15 protein-coding genes, 1 pseudogene and 1 riboswitch are annotated in these 21215 nt (G+C 54.9%); of the genes and pseudogenes, 7 read left to right on the forward strand and 9 right to left on the reverse strand.

The features are described from left to right. Window positions 1-249 precede the first annotated feature (249 nt). Window positions 250-1902, forward strand: a complete 1653-nt coding sequence (locus AB9F29_RS00625) for an NAD+ synthase (RefSeq protein WP_369754246.1) — start codon at window positions 250-252, stop codon at window positions 1900-1902. Between the two features lie 27 nt (window positions 1903-1929). Continuing rightward, window positions 1930-2355: a DUF1801 domain-containing protein gene (locus AB9F29_RS00630; protein ID WP_369754247.1), complete on the forward strand. Its 426-nt coding sequence runs from the start codon at window positions 1930-1932 to the stop codon at window positions 2353-2355. Here AB9F29_RS00630 and AB9F29_RS00635 read toward each other — a convergent pair. Further along, on the reverse strand, window positions 2352-2819 hold the full coding sequence (locus AB9F29_RS00635) for a hotdog fold domain-containing protein (RefSeq protein ID WP_369754248.1): 468 nt from the start codon (window positions 2817-2819) through the stop codon (window positions 2352-2354). The genes AB9F29_RS00630 and AB9F29_RS00635 overlap by 4 nt on opposite strands. A gap of 126 nt (window positions 2820-2945) precedes the next feature. On the opposite strand from AB9F29_RS00635, the gene gltX reads away from it, so the two are divergent. Both gltX and AB9F29_RS00645 read left to right on the forward strand, forming a co-directional pair. Then, on the forward strand, window positions 2946-4268 hold the full coding sequence (gltX, locus tag AB9F29_RS00640) for a glutamate--tRNA ligase (protein ID WP_335585651.1): 1323 nt from the start codon (window positions 2946-2948) through the stop codon (window positions 4266-4268). A 95-nt stretch (window positions 4269-4363) separates the two neighbouring features. After that, a complete protein-coding gene (locus AB9F29_RS00645; protein WP_369754249.1) occupies window positions 4364-5776 on the forward strand; it encodes an MATE family efflux transporter in 1413 nt (470 codons plus the stop codon). On the opposite strand, the gene AB9F29_RS00650 is transcribed toward AB9F29_RS00645, so the two are convergent. Further along, on the reverse strand, window positions 5750-6313 hold the full coding sequence (locus AB9F29_RS00650) for a gamma-glutamylcyclotransferase family protein (RefSeq protein ID WP_335585649.1): 564 nt from the start codon (window positions 6311-6313) through the stop codon (window positions 5750-5752). The two genes, AB9F29_RS00645 and AB9F29_RS00650, sit on opposite strands and share 27 nt — an antisense overlap. Window positions 6314-6384: 71 nt before the next feature. Beyond that, window positions 6385-6483: riboswitch (glycine riboswitch) on the forward strand. Window positions 6484-6631: 148 nt separating this feature from the next. Here AB9F29_RS00650 and gcvT point away from each other — a divergent pair. The 3 genes and pseudogenes from gcvT (at window position 6632) to gcvP (ending at window position 11006) form a co-directional block, all read left to right on the forward strand. Next, complete coding sequence (gcvT, locus tag AB9F29_RS00655; protein WP_369754250.1) at window positions 6632-7750, forward strand: glycine cleavage system aminomethyltransferase GcvT; 1119 nt, start codon at window positions 6632-6634, stop codon at window positions 7748-7750. Window positions 7751-7767: 17 nt separating this feature from the next. Continuing rightward, window positions 7768-8130: pseudogene (gene gcvH / locus AB9F29_RS00660) on the forward strand (glycine cleavage system protein GcvH); the annotation flags it as partial. Between the two features lie 8 nt (window positions 8131-8138). Further along, window positions 8139-11006, forward strand: coding sequence for an aminomethyl-transferring glycine dehydrogenase (gcvP, locus tag AB9F29_RS00665; protein WP_335585646.1), 2868 nt, complete (start codon window positions 8139-8141; stop codon window positions 11004-11006). Between the two features lies 1 nt (window position 11007). Here the strand turns inward: gcvP and AB9F29_RS00670 are convergent, their stop codons facing one another. From AB9F29_RS00670 to AB9F29_RS00700, 7 genes are read right to left on the reverse strand one after another with little or no spacing between them, the layout of a single operon-like run. After that, window positions 11008-12009: an NAD(P)-dependent oxidoreductase gene (locus AB9F29_RS00670; RefSeq protein ID WP_369754251.1), complete on the reverse strand. Its 1002-nt coding sequence runs from the start codon at window positions 12007-12009 to the stop codon at window positions 11008-11010. Between the two features lie 9 nt (window positions 12010-12018). Then, window positions 12019-12999 (reverse strand): glycosyl transferase family protein, encoded by a 981-nt coding sequence (locus AB9F29_RS00675; RefSeq protein WP_369754252.1) that lies wholly within the window; start codon window positions 12997-12999, stop codon window positions 12019-12021. Then, the gene (locus AB9F29_RS00680; RefSeq protein ID WP_369754253.1) at window positions 12996-15608 is read right to left on the reverse strand and encodes a molybdopterin-dependent oxidoreductase; all 2613 of its coding nucleotides are present in this window, start codon (window positions 15606-15608) and stop codon (window positions 12996-12998) included. The genes AB9F29_RS00675 and AB9F29_RS00680 overlap by 4 nt, the downstream gene beginning before the upstream one ends. After that, window positions 15605-15943, reverse strand: a complete 339-nt coding sequence (locus AB9F29_RS00685; protein ID WP_369754254.1) for a nitrite reductase (NAD(P)H) small subunit — start codon at window positions 15941-15943, stop codon at window positions 15605-15607. Before AB9F29_RS00685 ends, AB9F29_RS00680 begins: the two co-directional genes overlap by 4 nt. Beyond that, window positions 15940-18390, reverse strand: a complete 2451-nt coding sequence (gene nirB, locus AB9F29_RS00690) for a nitrite reductase large subunit NirB (protein WP_369754413.1) — start codon at window positions 18388-18390, stop codon at window positions 15940-15942. Before nirB ends, AB9F29_RS00685 begins: the two co-directional genes overlap by 4 nt. Beyond that, complete coding sequence (locus AB9F29_RS00695; RefSeq protein ID WP_369754255.1) at window positions 18390-20060, reverse strand: ABC transporter ATP-binding protein; 1671 nt, start codon at window positions 20058-20060, stop codon at window positions 18390-18392. Before AB9F29_RS00695 ends, nirB begins: the two co-directional genes overlap by 1 nt. Window positions 20061-20065: 5 nt before the next feature. Next, window positions 20066-21148: an ABC transporter permease gene (locus AB9F29_RS00700; RefSeq protein ID WP_369754256.1), complete on the reverse strand. Its 1083-nt coding sequence runs from the start codon at window positions 21146-21148 to the stop codon at window positions 20066-20068. Between the last annotated feature and the right edge of the window lie 67 nt (window positions 21149-21215).

The raw sequence follows: 21215 nt of genomic DNA on the forward strand, positions 1-21215 counted from the left end.
CCGAAAATGTCGGAAAAAATGGGCTGAAATTTTTTAACGGTTGTCGCGTAGGGCACGGCTAATCCTCTTGGGTGGCAGGATATTCCATTGGTGATCCCAAAGGATTACCAAGCGATAGCTTAGGCGAGGCTGCATCAGGGGGCAATGCGTTTTGCAACACTCTTAACCCGAAAGCCAGATGCGGGTCTTTCCCTCGCGGTCGCACAGGGGTAAACAACCTCTATTACTCGCAAAAAGCAGGACTGGCCCGTGACATTTCGTTTGACCCTCGCGCAACTCAATCCAACTGTCGGGGCCATAGCCGCCAACATTCAAAAAGCCCGTGATGCATGGGAAATTGCCCGTGAAGCTAAGGCGCACATGCTGGCACTGCCTGAGATGTTCGCGGTGGGCTATCAGACCCAAGACTTAGTGCGGAAACCTGCGTTTTATCTGCATGCGATGCTGGCCATAGAGGGCTTGGCGGAAAGCTGCGCAGAGGGTCCGGCGATTGGCATTGGCGGGCCTTATTTTGACGGCACGAATCTGTTCAACGCCTATTATATCCTCGAGCATGGTAGAATTGCGCATCGGATCCTCAAGAGTCACCTGCCGAACGAGACAGTGTTCGACGAAGTGCGAATCTTTGAACCCGCACGCGAGAATAGGCCCTATAAAATTGGCCCGATAACCATCGGTAGTCCGATTTGCGAAGACAGTTGGCACGCGGGTGTTGCGGAAAGCTTGGCCGCGCAGGGGGCCCAAATTTCCCTCGTGCCCAATGGATCGCCCTATTATCGCAACAAGTTTCCGACACGCCTAAAGCACATGCGCGCGCGGGTGGCGGCGACGGGTACGCCGTTAATCTATCTTAACATGGTCGGCGGCCAAGATGATCAGGTCTTTGACGGTGGCTCTTTTACCGTCGATGCGCATGGCAAATTGGTCGATCGTATGCCCGTGTTTTCCGAAGAAATGCGCCACATTGATTTTGTGAAAACCGATGGCAAGTGGAGCGTTGCGAACGGCGAAGTATCTGAGCATCCGGATGAATGGGAGCAGGATTATCATGCAATGGTGCTGTCGTTGCGCGATTATATGGCCAAGACCGGTTTCAAGAAAATCTTGCTAGGTATGTCTGGAGGAATTGACAGTGCGATTGTGGCGACAATCGCCGTAGATGCGCTTGGTCCACAGAACGTGCGCTGTGTCATGTTGCCAAGTGAATATACGTCGCAGGGCTCGCTTGATGACGCCAAAGAAGCAGCTGAAAATCTGGGCTGCCATTATGATTTTGTCCCCATCGCGCAAGGTCGTGCCGCCATAACTGAGACTTTAGCGCCGCTGTTCCAAGGCTTTGAGGCGGGTCTTGCCGAAGAGAATATCCAATCGCGTTTGCGCGGGCTTTTGTTGATGGCAATGTCGAATAAATTTGGCGAAATGCTTTTGACTACGGGGAATAAATCCGAAGTCGCCGTTGGCTATGCAACGATCTATGGCGATATGGCTGGCGGATATAACCCCATAAAAGATATGTATAAAACGCGGGTGTTTGAGCAATGCCGTTGGCGCAACGCTCAGCATCGCGACTGGATGATGGGGCCCAAAGGCGCGGTCATTCCCGTGTCTATTATCGATAAGCCACCAAGCGCGGAATTGCGACCTGATCAAAAAGACGAAGACAGCTTGCCGCCCTATGAAGTGCTCGATGCGATCTTAACAGGGCTGGTGGACAACGACCTCTCTGTCGCCGAAATTGTGGCTCAAGGTCATGCGCGCGAGACGGTTAAAAAAGTCGAACACCTGCTGTATATTTCCGAGTATAAACGCTTCCAATCCGCTCCGGGAACGCGCCTCACCAAGGGGGCTTTCTGGTTGGATCGACGTTACCCCATCGTGAACCGTTGGCGTGACGAAGGCTAAGCGGTATTTGCGAAAAGGGAGAGCATTATGGCCAATAAAACGCTACCCACCGATGTACCGGTTGACGATTTTTTGGCCGCCGTTCCCTCCCCGCAAAAACGCGCCGACGCCGTTGAACTCGACGCACTTTTCCGGCGCGTGACGAGGTTTGATCCGGTGATGTGGGGCCCCAGTATTGTTGGTTATGGGCGGTATCATTACCAATACGAAAGTGGTCGCGAAGGTGATTTTTTGGCGACGGGGTTCTCACCGCGCAAGGCGAATTTCTCGATATATATTCTTCCGGGGTATGCCGATTTTAGCGATATTTTAGCAAGCCTCGGAAAATTTAAAATTGGAAAGTCCTGCCTTTATTTCAATAAGTTGGCGGATATAGATGTCGCGATTCTTGAGCGCCTAATCAGCGCGGGGTTGAAGGATTTAAATACCCGTTGGCCCCTTAACCCAAGTTAACGCGCAGGCTTCTCACTGATCCATAAATGGATCGTGCCCGTCACCACAGCCACCCCCTGCGTATCATGCGCCACCACGGTAACGTCCAAATTTCCCACCTTCCACGCTGATGCATCAACGCTTGCCGTGCAGGTCAAATCCGTATTCGCTTTTGCAGGGTATTCCAACGTCATACCCTTGGGAATCCACCGAAAATTCGCGGGAACCGAGGCTTCCGCCATAAAGCCCATCGCCATTTCCAGACCGTTTGCAATCGCAATCACATGCATTGTGCCAATATGGTTTTGGACCGCACGCCGTTTCTTGATCAGAATATCACAGTGATGAGGCTCAAGCCGCGTCACGAGGGGGCGGACGGTTTTGAAATACGGAGCCTTGCGGGCAGCGTAGGCCGAAAAAAGCTGCGCCCCATAAGGAAGCTTGAGAGCCTTTTTATACGTACGCATAATGTATGTATCTGTCATGAGACCCCCGTTTTTTGATTCCAATGCCACATTTTGCATTGAATTGCGCCCCTAACGTTGGGTCGTTCGCTTGCTCAGACTAAAATTGCATCGTAGAAGGGACCAACCCTACTTAAAGGCAGTCCCATGACAACCACTCGTTTTGCTCCAAGCCCCACTGGCTATATCCACATTGGTAACCTGCGCACGGCGCTGTTTAACTTCATGATCGCACGGGCTGCGGGGGGAGAATTTATCCTTCGGATTGACGACACCGACCCAGAGCGCAGCAAGCAAGAATATGTGGATGCGCTCAAAGAAGATTTGACGTGGCTGGGCCTCACTTGGGACCGGACCGAACGCCAGTCCGCGCGGATTGATCGCTATGAAGAAGCGGCGCAGAAGTTGCGCGATGATGGTCGCCTTTACGAATGTTTCGAAACACCGGTAGAACTTGATCTAAAACGTAAAAAGCAACTCAACATGGGGAAACCCCCTGTGTATGATCGCTCGGCTTTGGCACTTTCGGAGGCGGAAAAAGACGCGCTTCGGGCGGAACGTGGCGGGCACTGGCGGTTTAAGCTCAAGCAAGAGCGCATCAACTGGAACGACGGTATCCTCGGCGATTTGTCTATCGACGCGGCGAGCGTTTCCGATCCGGTTTTGATCAAGGGCGACGGGCAGTTCCTTTATACTTTGGCGTCCGTTTGCGATGATGTTGATTACGGCGTGACCAACGTGGTGCGTGGCTCCGACCACGTGACCAATACCGCCACCCAAATCCAAATTATCGAGGCTTTGGGCGGCACCGTTCCAAGCTTTGCGCACCACTCCCTTTTGACGGGGCCACAGGGCGAAGCCTTGTCTAAGCGTTTGGGAACACTTTCCCTACGCGATATGCGCGCCGCGGGAATCGCACCGATGGCTATCCTGAGTTTGATGGCGCGGCTCGGGTCATCTGATCCGGTGGAATTGCGCAGTGAAATGAGCGATTTGATTGCCGGTTTCGATATTTCCAATTTTGGGGCCGCACCAACAAAATTCGACTCAGAAGACCTAAAACCTTTGACTGCCAAGCTCCTTGCCGAACAACCGTTCGAGAAAGTTGCGGATGCTATCGCGGCGCTGGGAGTGCCAGACGATATCGCGGCTGATTTCTGGGAGGCAATCCGTGAAAACATCGCCACCATGCGTGATCTGGCACCGTGGTGGGCCTTATTTAGCGAGGGTTGTGATCCCGTCATTGAAGCTGAGGATACGGAGTTTGTGCGCGAAGCCATGGCGTTGTTGCCCGACGGGCCGTTTGATCGTGACACATGGAGCGCTTGGACCACAGCCGTTAAGGAAGCAACGGGACGCAAAGGACGCGGATTGTTTATGCCATTACGCAAGGCACTGACTGGCATGGAACACGGTCCGGACATGAAAACAGTCCTTCCATTATTGCAGGTTATTCGCGCAAAATCCTAAACTCTGTGCGCCAGCGCAGAGTGACGTGTGAATTTTGGACGCTTTCTTTTGATTTCTGCGGCGGTATAGTCGCAGAAAATTGATCGGATTTTCAAATGTCGTCCCCTGCTGCTCAGGCCACCTTCCTTAAAGGGAACTTGTTTCGTCATGTCACCGTAATGTCCGTTACGGCCAGTCTTGGGCTGATGGCGGTATTTTTGGTCGACTTTGTCGATATGATTTTCATCTCAATGCTAGGCAAGGCAGAACTAGCGGCGGCCGTGGGCTATGCAGGAGCGATTTTGTTTTTCACCAGTTCCTTTGGGATTGGCATGGCGATCGCTGCGGGGGCTTTGGTCTCACGGGCTTTAGGGTCTGGAGATGCTAATATGGCCAGCCGCCGCGCGGGGACGGCCTTGCTTTATGGTGTGATTTTAGGCGCCATTTTCGCCGCGATTGTTTGGTATTTCGTACCTGTTTTTGCAGCTTGGATGGGAGCCACGGGCGAGGTTCACGGGCTGACGGTCACCTATTTGCGGATCATCGTTCCGAGTCTCCCTTTCCTGATTGTTGGCATGGCTGGCGGTGCGGTTTTACGTGCGCATGGGGCGGCGCGTCACTCGATGATGGCCACGATCATGGGCGGCTTCGTTAACGCGATTTTGGACCCGATTTTGATCTTCGGGTTTGACCTTGAATTGACAGGGGCTGCAATGGCTTCAGTTGCCGCACGGGTTGCTATGGCGGCCTATGCATTGATCATGATTTACAAGCATCACGGGGGGCTGCAAAAGCCAACAAAAGTGGAATTTAGCGCCGATTTCCCCGCCCTCTTTCAAATTGCTATCCCAGCAGTCTTGACCCAACTTTCCACCCCCATCGGCCAAGCCTATGTGATTGCTAGCATGGCGGAATATGGAGAAGAGGCCGTGGCGGGAATGGCCGTTGTTTCGCGCCTTGTGCCCTTATCATTCGCGGTTATTTTTGCCCTGTCTGGTGCAATTGGACCGATCATCGGACAGAACTATGGGGCGGGATTGTTTGATCGCGTGCGCCAAGCTGTGAAAGACGGGTTGCTGTTTATTGCTATCTATACGGTGCTGGCAGCAGGCGTCCTTTTTGCTTTGCGTGGGCCGATTTTGGCATTGTTTAACGCAGACGGTTTGACGGCGGAATTGATCTTGTTGTTCTGTGGGCCGCTCGCATTGTTGTGGTTCTTTAACGGGGTGATTTTCGTGGCAAATGCGGCGTTCAATAATCTTGGGCACCCGTTCTACTCCACTTGGGTGAACTGGCTGCGCCACACGTTGGGAACGATCCCCTTTGTCCTGGTAGGGAGTGCTTGGTATGGTGCCAAAGGCATTCTGATCGGGCAAGCGCTCGGGGGAATTGTTTTTGCTATTATCGCGCTGGTTCTCGTACGAAAAGTAATTAGGAAAACCACAACGGGCGACGGGGGTATCGTGATCCAACCAGAACCGTTCGCACGTCAAGCGCGTCAGTTAAGCCTGCTGCGGTTTCATCGCTAGACGGGCTATGAAATCATCCACCAATGCTGTTTGATCTGGACTGAGAATGCGGGCGCGGGGGTATTGCGGCGTGGCGCGATCGTTCAGGATCGGAGTGTCCCAGCCATCGGTGGTCGCAAAAAACCTCGCGACGCCTTCCTCGCCATATTCAAGCAAAAAACCCTGAACCACGACATCCAGATAGCTCAAAAGTATCCTTGGGGCATGGGGCGATTGGAACGGGACTTGAAGAGGCACGGCATAGATCGCAATTTCGGGAGTGTGCGAAAGGGGATGCGCAACCGTGGTCGCGACGTGGCGATCATAACCGCTTTCGCGCTCGTCTAAGGCCTGCCAATTGGCGTTGGGAACTTCCGCAATTAGCCCGTCAATTTCGCTTGCCGCACAAGGGGTTGCTGTGAGCAAAGACACCGGATGATGCGGCGTATGCCGCCATGTGCGACGCCAGCCTGAGATTCGGGCCGTGTGGGCGTTTTCATACAAATGGGTCGATTTATTAACCAGCGAGCCATAGCCAAAAAAGAATGGATTTTTCATATCCCAGCATTTACGCAGTATGCGGCTGAATACAACCCCTTGTCGGATGCGCAATTCAACGGTATTAATTTGGCATCTCAGTGGGAGAATCTATGCAACGTTCGCGTTACATAGTGCCGAAGGAGCAACCGCCCCGGTAAACTCTCAGGCATCAGGACCACGGGGATGTACGAAAACTCTGGAGAGTGGTCGCAAGGCCCGCCGAAGGGATAACGATCTCAGGCGCAAAAGACAGAGGGGGCATCAGAAAGGCACGCATCGGGCGGGCTTTGAATGGTGCCGCGCGCTTGCACGTGCATCAGAGAATGGGGACGCCAGATGACTGATGCCGTATTAGAACAGACCGTTTTTTATGATTTACACGTCGAGCTTGGGGCCAAAATGGTGCCCTTCGCAGGATACGCAATGCCCGTGCAATATCCGCTGGGCGTGATGAAAGAGCATTTGCATACACGCACCAAAGCGGGGCTGTTTGATGTGAGCCACATGGGGCAAGTTTTGCTGCGCGGCGATAATCCGGCTGAATCTCTTGAGCGTTTGGTGCCTGTGTCGCTTATTCCACTGGCCGAAGGGCGTCAGCGCTATGCGATGTTCACCAATGAAGATGGCGGAATTTTGGACGACCTTATGGTTGCTAACCGTGGCGATCATTTGTTTTTGGTGGTTAACGCCTCCTGTAAGGACGCCGATATTGCGCATATGAAAGCTGGATTGCCTGATTGTGAGATCGAAGTAATTAAGGACCGTGCGCTTCTGGCTTTGCAAGGTCCAGCAGCCGAGGCGGCCCTTTCGGCGCTTGTGCCTTCGGCCGCCGAGATGGTGTTTATGGATGTGTCAGTGGTTGCTTCAGACTATGGCGAATTGTGGATTTCCCGTTCGGGATATACGGGCGAAGACGGGTATGAAATTTCAGTTTCAAATGAAAATGCCGTTGAATTTGCAAAAGCTTTACTCGCGCAGGATGACGTGGAACCGATCGGCCTTGGCGCGCGCGACAGCTTGCGTCTTGAAGCCGGACTTTGCCTCTATGGTAACGATATTGACACAACAACAACACCTGTTGAGGCCGCGCTGGAATGGGCCGTTCAAAAAGCGCGCCGTAACGGTGGCGCACGCGAAGGCGGTTTTCCCGGCGCGCAGGTCATCCTTGCGCAGTTTGAAACGGGCGCAAGTCGCCGCCGTGTGGGTATCCTTCCCGAGGGCCGCGCCCCGATGCGCGCGCATACACTTCTATTCGCCGATGAAACTGCCACAGAACCTATGGGAGAAGTGACCTCCGGTGCCTTCGGTCCGAGCATAGAAGGCCCGATGTCGATGGGCTATGTGGCCACTGAATTCGCCCAAACGGGCACCAAGATTTTCGCCGAACTGCGCGGCAAACGGGTGCCTGCAACCGTGGCCGACATGCCGTTCCGCCCATCCACTTATAAACGCTAAAATCCAACTGGAGAGACCCTATGAAATACACCGAAGAACACGAATGGCTACGCATCGAAGACGACCTTGTTGTTGTTGGCATTACGGCCCACGCCGCAGAGCAACTTGGCGATGTTGTCTTTGTTGAATTGCCCGAAGTTGGCACTATGGTCGTAAAAGACGACGAAATCGTTGTGATCGAAAGCGTGAAAGCGGCGTCCGACATTCTTGCGCCCATCGACGGTGAAATCATGGAAGTGAACGACTCGATCGTAAACGAGCCGGGCAAAGTGAACGACGACCCTGAAAATGACGCTTGGTTTGTGAAGCTTAAGGTCGACGATCTCGGCCCGATGGACGACATGATGGACGAAGCGGCTTATAAAGCCTTTATCGGTTAAGGAAAAAAATGCCCTATCAAACCACTGGTTATAACACCTACGATTTCGCCAACCGTCGCCACATTGGCCCTTCGCCCGAAGAAATGGCGCAGATGCTTGAGGTGATCGGATATCCGTCGCTTGATGCGCTGATTGATGCAACGGTTCCTGACAGTATTCGTCAGACCGAGCCCTTGCCTTGGGCGCCCATGACAGAGCACGGTTTGCTTGCGAAAATGCGTGTGACGGCAAAGAAAAATAAGGTGATGACCAATCTGATCGGGCAGGGGTATTACGGTACCGTGACACCCCCCGCGATTCAACGCAACATTTTGGAAAATCCCGCTTGGTACACGGCCTATACGCCCTACCAACCCGAGATTGCGCAAGGTCGTCTAGAGGCGTTGCTCAACTTCCAGACTGTGGTGTCGGATTTGACTGGTTTGCCGGTCGCGAATGCGTCGCTTTTGGACGAAGCTACGGCCTGTGCCGAAGCGATGGTCATGACGCAACGCGTGGTTAAATCCAAGGCCAACGCCTTCTTTGTGGACGAAAATTGTCATCCCCAAAATATTGCCGTTATTCAAACACGTGCGGCCCCCTTGGGGATCGAAGTGATTGTTGGCAATGTGGATGATCTTAAGGCCGAAGAAGTCTTTGGCGCGATCTTCCAATACCCCGGAACCTTCGGCGTATTGCGGGATTTCACCCCTGAGATCGAAGCGCTTCACGCGGCCAAAGCCGGCGCAACAATGGCAACCGACCTTTTGGCATTGACCATGCTCAAAGAACCCGGCGCGATGGGGGCGGATATCGCCGTTGGGTCGGCGCAGCGCTTTGGCGTGCCTCTCGGATTTGGCGGCCCACACGCGGCCTTCATGTCCTGTGCGGACAACTTCAAACGCTCTATGCCGGGCCGGATTGTTGGGGTCTCAATCGACTCCCAAGGTAACAAGGCTTACCGACTCAGTCTGCAAACTCGAGAGCAACATATCCGCCGCGAAAAAGCCACGTCGAACGTTTGTACAGCCCAAGCCTTGCTGGCCGTTATGGCGAGTTTCTTTGCCGTGTTCCACGGCCCCAAAGGTCTGAAATCTATCGCGGAAATGGTGCATTTTAATGCGCAAGCCTTGGCCAAAGGCCTGACGGACGCGGGCTTTGGAGTTGAGACCAAATCCTTCTTTGACACCGTCACAGTCGAAGTCGGTGCATTCCAAAATGCGATATTGAAGAACGCCGAGGCCGAAGGGATTAACCTGCGGAAAGTTGGGACAACTCGTGTCGGAATTTCTGTGGATGAGGTTGTTGACGCCGCGGTTATTGAAGGCGTTTGGCGTGCCTTTGGATTGGACACAAAGGCTACAGAGTGGCAGGCGAACACTTCCGAAACCCTGTCGCAAAACTTCCCTGATGCGCTTCTGCGGACCAGCGATTTCCTAACTCACCCGATTTTCCACATGAACCGTGCCGAAGCGGAAATGATGCGCTATATGCGTCGCCTCGCGGACCGTGATTTGGCGCTTGATCGCACGATGATCCCGCTTGGATCGTGCACTATGAAGCTCAATGCGGCGGTTGAAATGATGCCGGTGACATGGCCGGAATTCAACTCCATTCACCCCTTCGCGCCTGTCGATCAAACCGCGGGTTACCTTGAAATGATCAAGGATCTGTCGGAGCGGTTGTGCATGATTACGGGCTATGACGCGATGTCGATGCAGCCAAATTCCGGCGCGCAGGGCGAATACGCGGGGCTGCTTGCTATCGCAGCGTACCACCGCTCAAACGGCGATATGAACCGCGACGTCTGCCTCATTCCGGTCTCTGCGCATGGTACAAATCCGGCCTCTGCGCAAATGGTGGGCATGAAGGTTGTTGTGGTCAAATCCGCAGAAAATGGCGACATCGACGTGGAAGATTTCCGCGCCAAAGCCGAAGCCGCAGGCGACAATCTCGCGGCCTGTATGATCACCTATCCCTCCACCCACGGCGTGTTTGAAAAAACAATTAGGGATGTTTGCGAAATCACCCACTCCTACGGTGGCCAGGTTTATATCGACGGCGCGAACCTCAACGCGATGGTCGGTCTGGCTCAACCGGGGAAATTGGGTGGCGACGTAAGCCACCTGAACCTGCACAAAACCTTCTGCATCCCGCACGGCGGTGGTGGTCCCGGAATGGGCCCAATCGGTGTTCGCAAGCACCTTGAGCCTTTCCTTCCAGGACATCCAGAAATGCCTGGTGGCGGCGAAGGCCCTGTTTCCGCAGCACAATTTGGCTCGGCTTCCATCCTGCCAATCAGCTGGGCATATTGCTTGATGATGGGCGGCGAAGGGATCACCAACGCGACCAAAGTTGCCATTCTCAATGCCAACTACATTCGTGCGCGCCTATCGGGGGCCTATGACGTTTTGTTTACGGGCAAGGGCGGCAACGTCGCACACGAGTGTATCCTTGATACGCGCCCGTTTGCGGAATCTGCGCATGTGACTGTGGATGATATCGCCAAGCGCCTAATGGACAGCGGTTTCCACGCGCCCACCATGAGTTGGCCCGTAGCGGGCACGCTGATGATTGAGCCAACCGAGTCCGAGACAAAGGCCGAGTTAGATCGCTTTATCGATGCGATGCTTTCAATTCGTGCTGAGATTGCAGCGATTGAATCCGGTGAAATGGATGCCGACAACAACCCGCTCAAACATGCGCCACATACGGTTGCATCGCTGGTTGGCGACTGGGATCGCCCCTACACGCGTGAGCAGGGTTGTTTCCCTCCCGGATCGTTCAAAGTCGACAAATATTGGCCACCTGTTGGGCGGATCGACAACGTCTTTGGGGATCGGAATTTGATCTGTACCTGCCCACCGCTCGAAAGCTATCTCGACGCGGCGGAATGACCTATTCGGTGGCTGGTGAAAACACGCCGGCCACCGTTTCACACTTAAGTTCGGCGCTTGCGAAGGCCGATTTAAGCGCCCCACATTGCACACAGGTTTCGGGGTTTTCGTGGGTTAACCACACAACCCGCCGATTGGCCCGCGCCTCCTTGATCAATTGTTCTGATGTCGTTTCAATGGGCTGATCTCGCGGCGCTTCCACGCGTTCGGCATCGCGCCGCGCGAACTCAAGGTAGCTGCGATCAAAGGCCCCATCGTAGAAAATGACGTCCGCGTCCTGAAGCCGTTTGACCGACCGCAACGTCATCATATCCCGCCCGCCTTGTCCCGTCGAAACCAAACAAAGCCCTGGTAAATCTTGGGCAGGTGCGCCGCCGTTCGCAATGGCATTTTTGATCGCCAGAGCGGCGGGCCGTTCGCGTCCTGCGGTGAAATCCGCACGCGGGCTGGCCGTAAACACCCAGCGCCAAAGATCGCGCCGCTGAATGGGACCGAGATGATGCGCCGCGCTGTCGCGGAGCCGTCCAACAAGGGCGGCCAAATCGCCGAGGTTTGGTTCGAGCAACTCCTCCATGCGGGTCTTGATTTGCCGCGCTAAAACGGGCGCGGTCCCCTCAGTGCCGATAGCTACCACAACGGGATCTCGATCCACAATAGAAGGGGTCATCGCATCGCAAAGCGCAGGCTGATCAACAACGTTTACAATTGCGCCAGCCGCTTTCGCAATGGCATGAAGGGCGCCGTCCGCCCCCTTGCAACCCGTCGCGATGAAAACCAAAGCGGCGCCTTCAAACACCTCGACAGTTACGTCCGTGCTATGAAGTTTTGCTTGCCCTTGGGCGATGATACCCGCGAGTTCGTCGTCAAGTTCGCCACCGGCGGCAATCACAATTTGCGCTTCGGTTTTTAAAGCCAGCCGACATTTTTGCGCCGCTTGTTCGCCGCCGCCACAAATAACGATGCGACGTCCAGCGACAGTCAGGAACATGGGAAATGTTTTCACCGATTTCTCCTACATGGACGGTGTGCGTGCGGCCCAAAGTTGCCGTGCGCGTTCGTCCGCTTGTTGGATTGTCGCGGCTTTTCCAAGCGTTAGCAAGGCGAGCCCCGTTGTACCCGTAACGATGGCTTCGGCAAAAGGATCGGTGATATCGCCGCGCCAGAAAGCCGCGAGGTTTTCTGGCTCTGGCGCGTCTTCTGCCAGCTTGCGGGTTTCCTGCATGAGGGAAGGGGCGATCCCCTCCCATGCGACTGTTTCGCGCAATCCGAAGGCTTGAACATCCTTGGACGGATGGCGCTCGAACTCGCCGCCGCCGCCTTTGATAACCGAGAGAGAGGGGAGCCCCAAAAGCGCGCCTGCATCGGCTTGCAATTCGCGGTAGGATGGATGGAAAACTCCCTGAACAGAAGCCAATGCCTCCGTTGGATTAAAGACCCGCAAAGTGGTATTCACAGCCGAGCGAAGTCCAAAAACATCCCGCAACTTCAGGACTCTAAAGGCTTCAGGCGAGAGGTCTTCAAGGGGGGCGTAGGCCACGCCATTGTGTTGCAGAGCATCGCGGGTTTGTTGCGGGGTTGTGACGGAGGCAATGCCCAGTGGGGCGAGTTGTTCGCGCACTGAGGCCAACGGGTTTTGATGTGAATTCCAGCCATGCAAAAGCACAGTTTCGCCGCTTTGAGCTACCAGTTTTGCCGCCAGTAGGAAGTAAGGTAATCCGCGTGTGCGGCCCGCCGCATAGGTCGGCCAATCCAGAGAGACAGGCACCGTTTCCCAGCCTGAAATGCGTGCTCTTAGGGCTTGAACACAGCCTGCGATTTCGGCGCTGTTCTCGCCTCGAAACCGCATGAGCATTAACAGGGCCCCGACGGACTCAGGCGCGCAATCCCCGCTTAGAACGAGGGAAAACGCTTCAAAGGCTTCCTCTTGAGTAAGAGAGCGGGAACGTCCCGGCCCCCGCCCAAGTATTCGGACATAGGGGGCAAGTTTTGTCATTCAGCGGCTACTTTCAATAAGGGTACATCCCTTAGTAAAGCTTGAAGTTCTGGCTTGCAAGAGCCGCAGTTTGTTCCCGCGCCCGTGCAATTTCCAAGGGCCTCGACAGTCATTGATCCTGCATCGATCGCGGCGCGAAGGGTATTTATCCCGACGTTCATACAGGCACAAACCGTCGCACCCGGATCTAGCTGGTCTGCGCCGGGAACACCGGCCAAAACATGGGTCGCATCCCTTGACCCGATAAGAGAAATAACAAATCCGCGCGCCACCGCCACCGCAACCGGCGACTTGGCGGCAAAAAAGGCGCCTCGAAGGATGCCGTTCTCGACAATTGCGACGCGGACAGTGCCACGATTGATATCCTCAAAAACCATAGCGTCGCCCATCGGGAGCGCAAGCGTTTCGCGTGCTTCCTGCTCCCAACACGTGGGTGGTTTTACGCCAGCGATTTCAGCACGCCATCCCGTATCGCTGCGCATTTTTGCAACATAGGGGCGGTTGGATTGAATTTCATGGTCGGTCGCGGCAAAGGCATACCATCCAGCTTCAAACGCTTGCGCGGTCACTTGTGCACCCTTGAGCGCAGGTTGGCCCGAAACTGGATCAACTTGCGAGTCGCCAGCATCATTAATGCGCCCAGTTTTCGAGAAGCTGGCGGTCCAATGCATCGGCGCAAACAGGCTGCCGATCTGGGCGCGTTCCGAAATCATGACCCGCAAAATTGCACTGCCGTTTTGACCAGAAATACGCAAAAGGGTCGCATCGGATACACCGATTTTTTCGGCATCAAGCGGGTGGATTTCGGCGAAGGGTTCGGAAATATGTTGACCCAAACGCGCCGTTTTTCCGGTTCGGGTCATCGTGTGCCATTGGTCGCGGATACGGCCGGAATTTAGCCGGAAACTATGCGCAGAAATAGCGGGTTGTGGCGGCGTAATCGGGATCATTTTTGCCTTGCCGTCAGTGTGATAGAAACCGCCATTGGCGAAAAACCGTTCCTGTGGGATTTGCCCTGTTTTTATGGGCCATTGCAAGGGGGCAAGTGTGTCGTAATCTGCTTCGCTTAGGCCCGCGAGGCCGGAAATGTTAAAGTCTTTGCCGAACGGTTCAGTGGCGGTTGAAAGCTTGGCGTATTCGTCGAAAATTTGCGCGGGACTGGTGAAATTGAACCCCTCAGTATAGCCCATGCGTTTGGCCACATCACAGAGGATGCGCCAGTCTGGGCGGGCTTCTTTTGGGCCAGGAATAAACGGCCTTTGGCGGCTTATGCGGCGTTCGGAATTCGTAACAGTCCCTGATTTCTCGCCCCAGCCTGTGGCGGGAAGTAAAACATCAGCAAGCGCCCCCGTGTCGGTATGTTCCATAATATCTGACACAACGGTAAAGTCTACATTTTCAATAGCTTGCGAGACAAATGCCGAATTTGGCATCGACACCGCGGGGTTGGTCGAAATCACCCAGAGCGCCTTGATTTTACCGTCCGCGCAAGCCTGAAATAAGTCGACCGCTTTGAGACCCGCATGGTCGGCCATTACCGGCGCGTTCCATGCGGTTTGCACGGCGTCTCGGTGGGCGGGGTTTTCCAAATCAAGGTGGTTCGCGAGCATATTCGCAAGCCCCCCTACTTCCCGTCCCCCCATAGCGTTTGGTTGGCCAGTGACGCTGAAGGGGCCCATTCCGGCACGGCCAATTCGGCCTGTTGCAAGGTGGCAATTGAGAATGGCATTAACCTTATCTGTCCCGACGGCGGATTGGTTAACGCCTTGCGAATAAATGGTGACGGTTTTTTCAGTTCCGATCCAAAGATCGATGAATTCTGCGATTTCCGCATGGGTCAAACCGCAATCTTTAGGGTTGCCAACGCGGGCCTCAGTTAGGGTCGCGTCAAAGCCTGTAACATGTGCAGCGACATAAGGGGTATTGACGGCACCTCGGGCCTCAATTTCGGTCAAAAGCGCGTTAAAGAGGGCGGCATCACCATCGGGTCTAATCGCAAGGTGGAGGTCGGCCAGATCACTGGTGGCTGTGCGCCTTGGGTCTATGTTGACGACGCGCATGTTAGGGCGTTCGGCTTTGGCTGCAACAAGGCGCTGAAACAGGATTGGGTGGCACCACGCGAGGTTACTTCCCACCAGAACAACAAGGTCGGCTTGATCGAGGTCTTCATAATTTCCGGGCACGGTATCGGTGCCGAATGCACGCTTGTGGCCCGCCACCGAACTCGCCATGCACAGGCGCGAATTGGTGTCGATGTTGGCGCTTCCAATATAGCCCTTCATCAACTTGTTGGCGACGTAGTAATCTTCGGTCAGCAATTGCCCTGAAACGTAAAACGCCACGGAATCGGGGCCGTGTTCGTCGATTGCGTCGCGAAATTTGCTTGCAACCAGATCGAGTGCTTCGTTCCAACTTGCGTCCCGTTTGCCGATCTGCGGTGCGAGAAGACGACCCTCGAAATCGAGGGTTTCGCCGAGCGCCGATCCCTTGGAACACAGGTGCCCGAAATTCGCAGGGTGGTCGGGGTCGCCTTTAATTGTGCCGTCAGCGAAGGCCAAAACCCCGCAGCCAACCCCGCAATAGGGACAAGTTGTTTTAACGGCCTTCATTCAACCGCCACCTGTGCCAAGACTGCAGAAGCCGCAAGGAGGACGCGCCCCTTCTCGACCTTGACTTCATAGGTGCCGACGCATCCTTCATCCGCGCCTTGGGCTTCGCCCGTGGCCAAATCAAAGATCCAATTTCGCATGGGATCGGTCACTTTTTCGTCGTGCTGGATGCCGTTGGAGAGGGGGCCCGCTTTGCCCTCGAGATACTCGTCTACAGCATAGATTGCGCCCGATGCTGTGTGAAAAAGCGCAATGTCGCCTCGCAGAGTCCGCACGATCCGTGCACCGCGAACGGGGATGTCAGTTGTGGCTCCGATGTCGATAAACTGTGTCATTCTGCGGCTACCTTTGTGAAATCTGCGAGGGGTTTAAACTCATGCGCATCAACGCCTTTTTTCGCACGTTCTGCCCATGGATCTATCTGATAAAACTGCTGGGAGTAGCGGAAGCGGGCGGCCAACGCTCCGCGGTTTTCCAAGTCGTCCACAACCTGTTCTTTGACCCAATCAAGGCCGACTTTGTCGATCCATTTATAGGGGCGGTGCAGGTATTGCGCGCCTTCGCGATAGAGTTGGTAAAACGCGCAGGCAACGTCGATGGCTTCCTCCTCGGTTTTGGCCACCATCAGCAATTCCGTTTGGCGAAGGTCAAGGCCTGCGGCCCCCCCTACCAAGATTTGATAGCCGCTATCGACGCAGATTATCCCGAGGTCTTTGCAGGTGCTTTCCGCACAATTGCGCGGACAGCCAGACACCGCGAGCTTGAATTTATGCGGCGACCATGCGCCCCACATCTCCTTTTCGATTTTGATGCCAAGGCCCGTGGAATCTTGCGTACCAAAGCGGCAATGGTCGGTTCCGACGCAAGTTTTCACCGTGCGCAATCCTTTGGCATAAGCTTGGCCAGAGATCATGCCCGCCTCGCCCAAATCATACCAAATGGCGGGCAAATCTTCTTTTTTGATGCCCAGTAAGTCGATCCGTTGCCCGCCTGTGACTTTCACCGTTGGCACGTTGTACTTGTCAGCGGCGTCAGCAATTGCGCGCAATTCATTGGGTGTGGTGATGCCGCCCAACATGCGAGGCACGACGGAATAGGTTCCGTCTTTTTGAATGTTGGCGTGCACACGTTCGTTGATAAAGCGCGAGCGCGAGTCATCCACTTCTTCGCCGGGCCATGCGCAAACCATGTAATAGTTGAGCGCGGGGCGGCACACGTGACAACCACAGGACGTCTTCCAATCCAACTCCTGCATCGCGGCAGGGATGGATTTTAGCTCCTTGGCGATGATCAATTTGCGCACATCGTCATGCGAGAGGTCTGAACATTTACAGATCGTTTCCTTCTCGGGCATTTGGAACGCGTCGCCAAGGGTGAGGCCCAAGACTTGGCTCACAAGACCCACACAGGAGCCACAGGATGATCCCGCTTTGGACGTCACCTTTACAAGGTCCAATGAGTTGGAGCCTGCGTTAATTACGGCGATAATCTCGCCTTTGGAAATGCCGTTACAACCACAGATTTCAGCGTCATCTGGTAAGGCTGCAACGGCCGCCATAGGGTCCAAGGGGGCACCCCCTTGAAAGGCAGGGCCAAAGATCAGCGTGTCTCGCATCTCGCTGATGTCCTCCCTCGATTTGATCAGGCCAAAGAACCAGTTGCTGTCGGCCGTGTCGCCGTACATCACCGCGCCGATCACGGCGTTTTCCTTGAGCACCAACCGTTTGTAAACGCCGCGCGACGGGTCGCGGAAAACGATGTCTTCGCGGTCGCTGGCTTCGGCAAAGTCGCCTGCCGAAAACAGGTCACAGCCTGTTACTTTAAGCTTGGTGGAAATCTCGCGCTGTACGAATTTCGCGTCCTGATTGACCAATGTGCGTGCCAAAACTTTGGCTTGGTCATAAAGCGGTGCGACGAGGCCAAAGATCGCGCCGTCATGCTCCACACATTCGCCAACGGCAAAAATATCGGCGTCCGACGTGATCATTTGATCGTCCACATGGATGCCTTTGCCCACCATCAAGCCGGCCTCGCTGGCGAGGGCAACGTTGGGGCGAATGCCCACGGCCATAACCAGTAAATCACAGGGTAGCTCGGTGCCATCATCCAACACCAACGCCTTTACGTGGCCGTTTTCGCCAATGATTTCCTTTGAGTTGGCAGAGCAGAGCACAGTGATGCCCTTGTCGATTAAGGCTTTGCGCAACAGGTATCCTGCGGCCTCATCAAGTTGCCGTTCCATCAAGTGGCCCATGATGTGAACAACCGTGACGTCGACGCCGCGCAGGGCCAAACCCGCCGCTGCTTCAAGACCCAGTAAACCGCCACCAATCACCACGGCTTTGGCGTCTTTTTTGGCGCCAAGTTCGATCATTTTATTGGTGTCTTCAAGGTCGCGATAGGCGATTACGCCTTCCAGATTATGCCCGGGAAGCGGGATGATGAAAGGGTTTGAACCGGTGCCAAAAATCAGCTTGTCATAAGGAACTTCGTCGCCGTTTTCCGCAATAACAACCTTGCGTTCTCGATCCACTTTCGCGACTTTTTCACCAAAACGGCACGTCACGCCATTTTCGGCATACCAGTCGGACGTGTGGATGATGATGTCTTCAAAGGCCTTGTCCCCAGAGAGAACGGGCGACAACATGATGCGATCATAATTGCCGCGCGCCTCCGCGTTGAAAAGCGTGACATCGTAGGCGCCAGGGTCGAGTTTGATCAACTCTTCCAAGGCCCGTCCTGACGCCATTCCAGCGCCAATAATAACGAGTTTCTGGGCCATCATGCAGCCTCCTCTTTCGCTTTCTTTGGGTTCTTGCCGTGTTCGTATTCCTCAAGGAAATCAAGAACCTCGGCGCGGTAACGATAATAATCGGGATGGGCTAGCAGGGCCTTGCGGGTGCGCGGCCGTGGCAGATCTACATTGACGATTTTTCCGATGGTCGCTTGGGGGCCGTTGGTCATCATGACCACGCGATCCGCCAGCAAAATCGCCTCGTCGACATCGTGGGTGACGCAAACAGCGGTTACCTTTGTGCGCGACCAGACTTCCATCAAAACTTCCTGCAATTCCCAGCGGGTGAGGCTGTCGAGCATGCCAAAGGGCTCGTCCAGAAGAAGCAGTTTGGGCGACAAGGCAAAGGCGCGGGCGATGCCGACGCGTTGCTTCATGCCGTTGGACATGGAGGTCGCCATTTTGTCCATGGAATCCGCCAAACCGACGCGCTCAAGGTAGTATTCCACGACGTCTTGGCGCTCCGCCATTGAGGCCTTGGGATAGACTTTATCAACCCCAATCGAGACGTTCTCTTTGGCGGTCAGCCACGGGAACAGGTTGGGCGACTGAAACACCACGGCGCGTTCGGGATCAGCGCCTTGAACGTGGCGGCCATCCAGACGAATACCGCCTTTTGAGATATCATTGAGGCCTGCAGCCATGGTCAGAACAGTGGATTTACCGCAGCCAGAGTGCCCGATGAGCGAGATAAATTCGCCACGGTTAACTTTGAGGTCAAAGTCCTCAACCACGGTGAGGGGGCCTTTGGGGGTGGGATAGATTTTGTGCAGCTGAGAGAAATCGAGGAAACGTTCGCCGATTAGACCCTCTTGGGCTTTGGCAACGGCTGCTGGCACCCCGTGAATGGGGGTGACGTCGGGCAGGGTGCGGGTGCCTTCAACGCGGCCAGTGATGCCCACATCCATGAGGTGTTTGGTGATTGTCGCCCGTAGTGTTTTGAACACAACATCGTCGTTCATCTCAATACGGTCGCGGGGGCGCGGGATATTAACCTTGAAGGGCTCTGACAGCGATCCATCGGGGTTGAGGGCGATGATGCGGTCGGCCATGATGATCGCCTCGTCCACGTCATTGGTGATCAGGATCACGGTCTTTTTGTCGGCGTTCCAAATGTCGAGGATTTCATCCGCGAGATTGGCGCGGGTGAGGGCATCAAGTGCTGACAATGGCTCGTCCAATAGCAACACTTCTGGGTTCATCGCCAGCGCACGGGCCACCGAAACCCGCTGGCGCATACCGCCTGAAAGCTCTGCGGGGCGGCGATCTCCGGCGTGGGAGAGCCCCACCATTTCTATGTATTTGGCGACGATTACGGCGCGTTCGGCTTTGCTTTTGCTTTTGAAAACCGAGTCCACCGCGAGGGCAACATTTCCAGATACCGTCAACCACGGCATCAAAGAATAGCTTTGGAACACGAGGCCACGTTCTGGGCCGGGACCTGTGATCGGTGCGCCGCGAAAGAGAACCTCGCCTTTGTCAGGAGTTGTGAGGCCCGCGACCAAGTTCATCAGCGTGGATTTCCCTGTGCCGGAAAATCCGAGGATGGCAAGGAATTCGCCTTCCTCCACTTTAAGGCTCAGATCGCGCAACACGTCGACATGGGCGGTGCCGACACCGAAGCCTTTGGAAACATTTTTGAATTCTACAACTGCCATGTCGATCACCGGTTCTCTGAGAAGGTAAAGAGCGATTGAATTGTGAACATCAGACGATCAAGCAAGAAGCCGATGATGCCGATGGTCAGAACCGCAACCATGATCTTCGCGAGGGAGTTCGAGGAGCCGTTCTGGAATTCATCCCAGACGAATTTCCCTAAGCCGGGGTTCTGGGCCAGCATTTCCGCCGCGATTAAAACCATCCAGCCCACACCGAGGGACAAGCGCAATCCGGTGAAAATCAGAGGTAGGGCCGAGGGGAGGACGAGTTTGGTGATTTTGGTGAAGGTCGAGAGCTTAAGGACTTTGCTCACCGAGATCAGGTCTTTGTCGATGCTCGCGACCCCGAGGCTTGTATTGATAAGGGTGGGCCAGAGCGAGCACAGCGTTACCGTGATCGCGGAGGTGAGAAAAGATTTTGAGAACAGGCCGTCGTTGGTGGCATACGTGGCCGAAATGATGATCGTCACGATTGGCAGCCATGCGAGGGGAGAGACGGGCTTGAAAATCTGGATGAGGGGGTTGATCGCCGCGTTCACGATCGGCGAGAGACCCGCAGCAATTCCGAGGGGGATTGCAATCGCCGAGGCAATGAGAAAGCCAAAGAAGACGGTTTGAATGGAGGTCCATATTTGGTCGTAATACGTTGGTTTGCCCGTATAGGCGCGGGTTTTGACTTGGTCCGCTTTGCCTTCGGCGATGAGTTTGTCGTTGCGTACCGTTAGGCGCTCATAGAATTGCTTCTCTTTTTGGGCTTCGCGAATGGCGTCGGCGTTGAGTACTTTGGCTTGCTCCCAAACCTGCACGGGACCGGGGACGGCGCCAAGGGAGGTTTGCACTTTTGGCGCGAGGGCGCCCCAAGCCGCCAAAAACAACACGATCGACAACAATGGTACGCCCAAGAGCAACCATATTTGTTTCATCTGCGCTCGTGGATTATCGCCAGCGAAGGCTTTCAGAATGGGGGTCATCCACGCGAGGCCCAACACAGAGAACCATGCATCGGCTTTGTTGATACGTGTGAAAAGGCGCGCGCGTTTGGCTTCTTTTTCGAGGTTTGCGGCGAATTCGGGATCGACTGTCGTCATCTGACCGTCTCCAATCTGGCGTATAGTTTACAGGAAAGAGGCCCAGCCCCCCGTGGGGCGCTGGGGG

Source organism: Falsihalocynthiibacter sp. S25ZX9 (assembly GCF_041205405.1).
GTDB classification, from domain to species: Bacteria; Pseudomonadota; Alphaproteobacteria; order Rhodobacterales; family Rhodobacteraceae; genus Falsihalocynthiibacter; species Falsihalocynthiibacter arcticus.

Coding starts and splice junctions, on each gene's coding strand:
- AB9F29_RS00630 (WP_369754247.1), top strand. CDS start 1,930: ATGGCCAATAAAACGCTACCCACCGATGTACCGGTTGACGATTTTTTG.
- AB9F29_RS00635 (WP_369754248.1), bottom strand. CDS start 2,819: ATGACAGATACATACATTATGCGTACGTATAAAAAGGCTCTCAAGCTT.
- gltX (WP_335585651.1), top strand. CDS start 2,946: ATGACAACCACTCGTTTTGCTCCAAGCCCCACTGGCTATATCCACATT.
- AB9F29_RS00645 (WP_369754249.1), top strand. CDS start 4,364: ATGTCGTCCCCTGCTGCTCAGGCCACCTTCCTTAAAGGGAACTTGTTT.
- AB9F29_RS00650 (WP_335585649.1), bottom strand. CDS start 6,313: ATGAAAAATCCATTCTTTTTTGGCTATGGCTCGCTGGTTAATAAATCG.
- gcvT (WP_369754250.1), top strand. CDS start 6,632: ATGACTGATGCCGTATTAGAACAGACCGTTTTTTATGATTTACACGTC.
- gcvP (WP_335585646.1), top strand. CDS start 8,139: ATGCCCTATCAAACCACTGGTTATAACACCTACGATTTCGCCAACCGT.
- AB9F29_RS00675 (WP_369754252.1), bottom strand. CDS start 12,999: ATGACAAAACTTGCCCCCTATGTCCGAATACTTGGGCGGGGGCCGGGA.
- AB9F29_RS00680 (WP_369754253.1), bottom strand. CDS start 15,608: ATGAAGGCCGTTAAAACAACTTGTCCCTATTGCGGGGTTGGCTGCGGG.
- AB9F29_RS00685 (WP_369754254.1), bottom strand. CDS start 15,943: ATGACACAGTTTATCGACATCGGAGCCACAACTGACATCCCCGTTCGC.
- nirB (WP_369754413.1), bottom strand. CDS start 18,390: ATGGCCCAGAAACTCGTTATTATTGGCGCTGGAATGGCGTCAGGACGG.
- AB9F29_RS00695 (WP_369754255.1), bottom strand. CDS start 20,060: ATGGCAGTTGTAGAATTCAAAAATGTTTCCAAAGGCTTCGGTGTCGGC.
- AB9F29_RS00700 (WP_369754256.1), bottom strand. CDS start 21,148: ATGACGACAGTCGATCCCGAATTCGCCGCAAACCTCGAAAAAGAAGCC.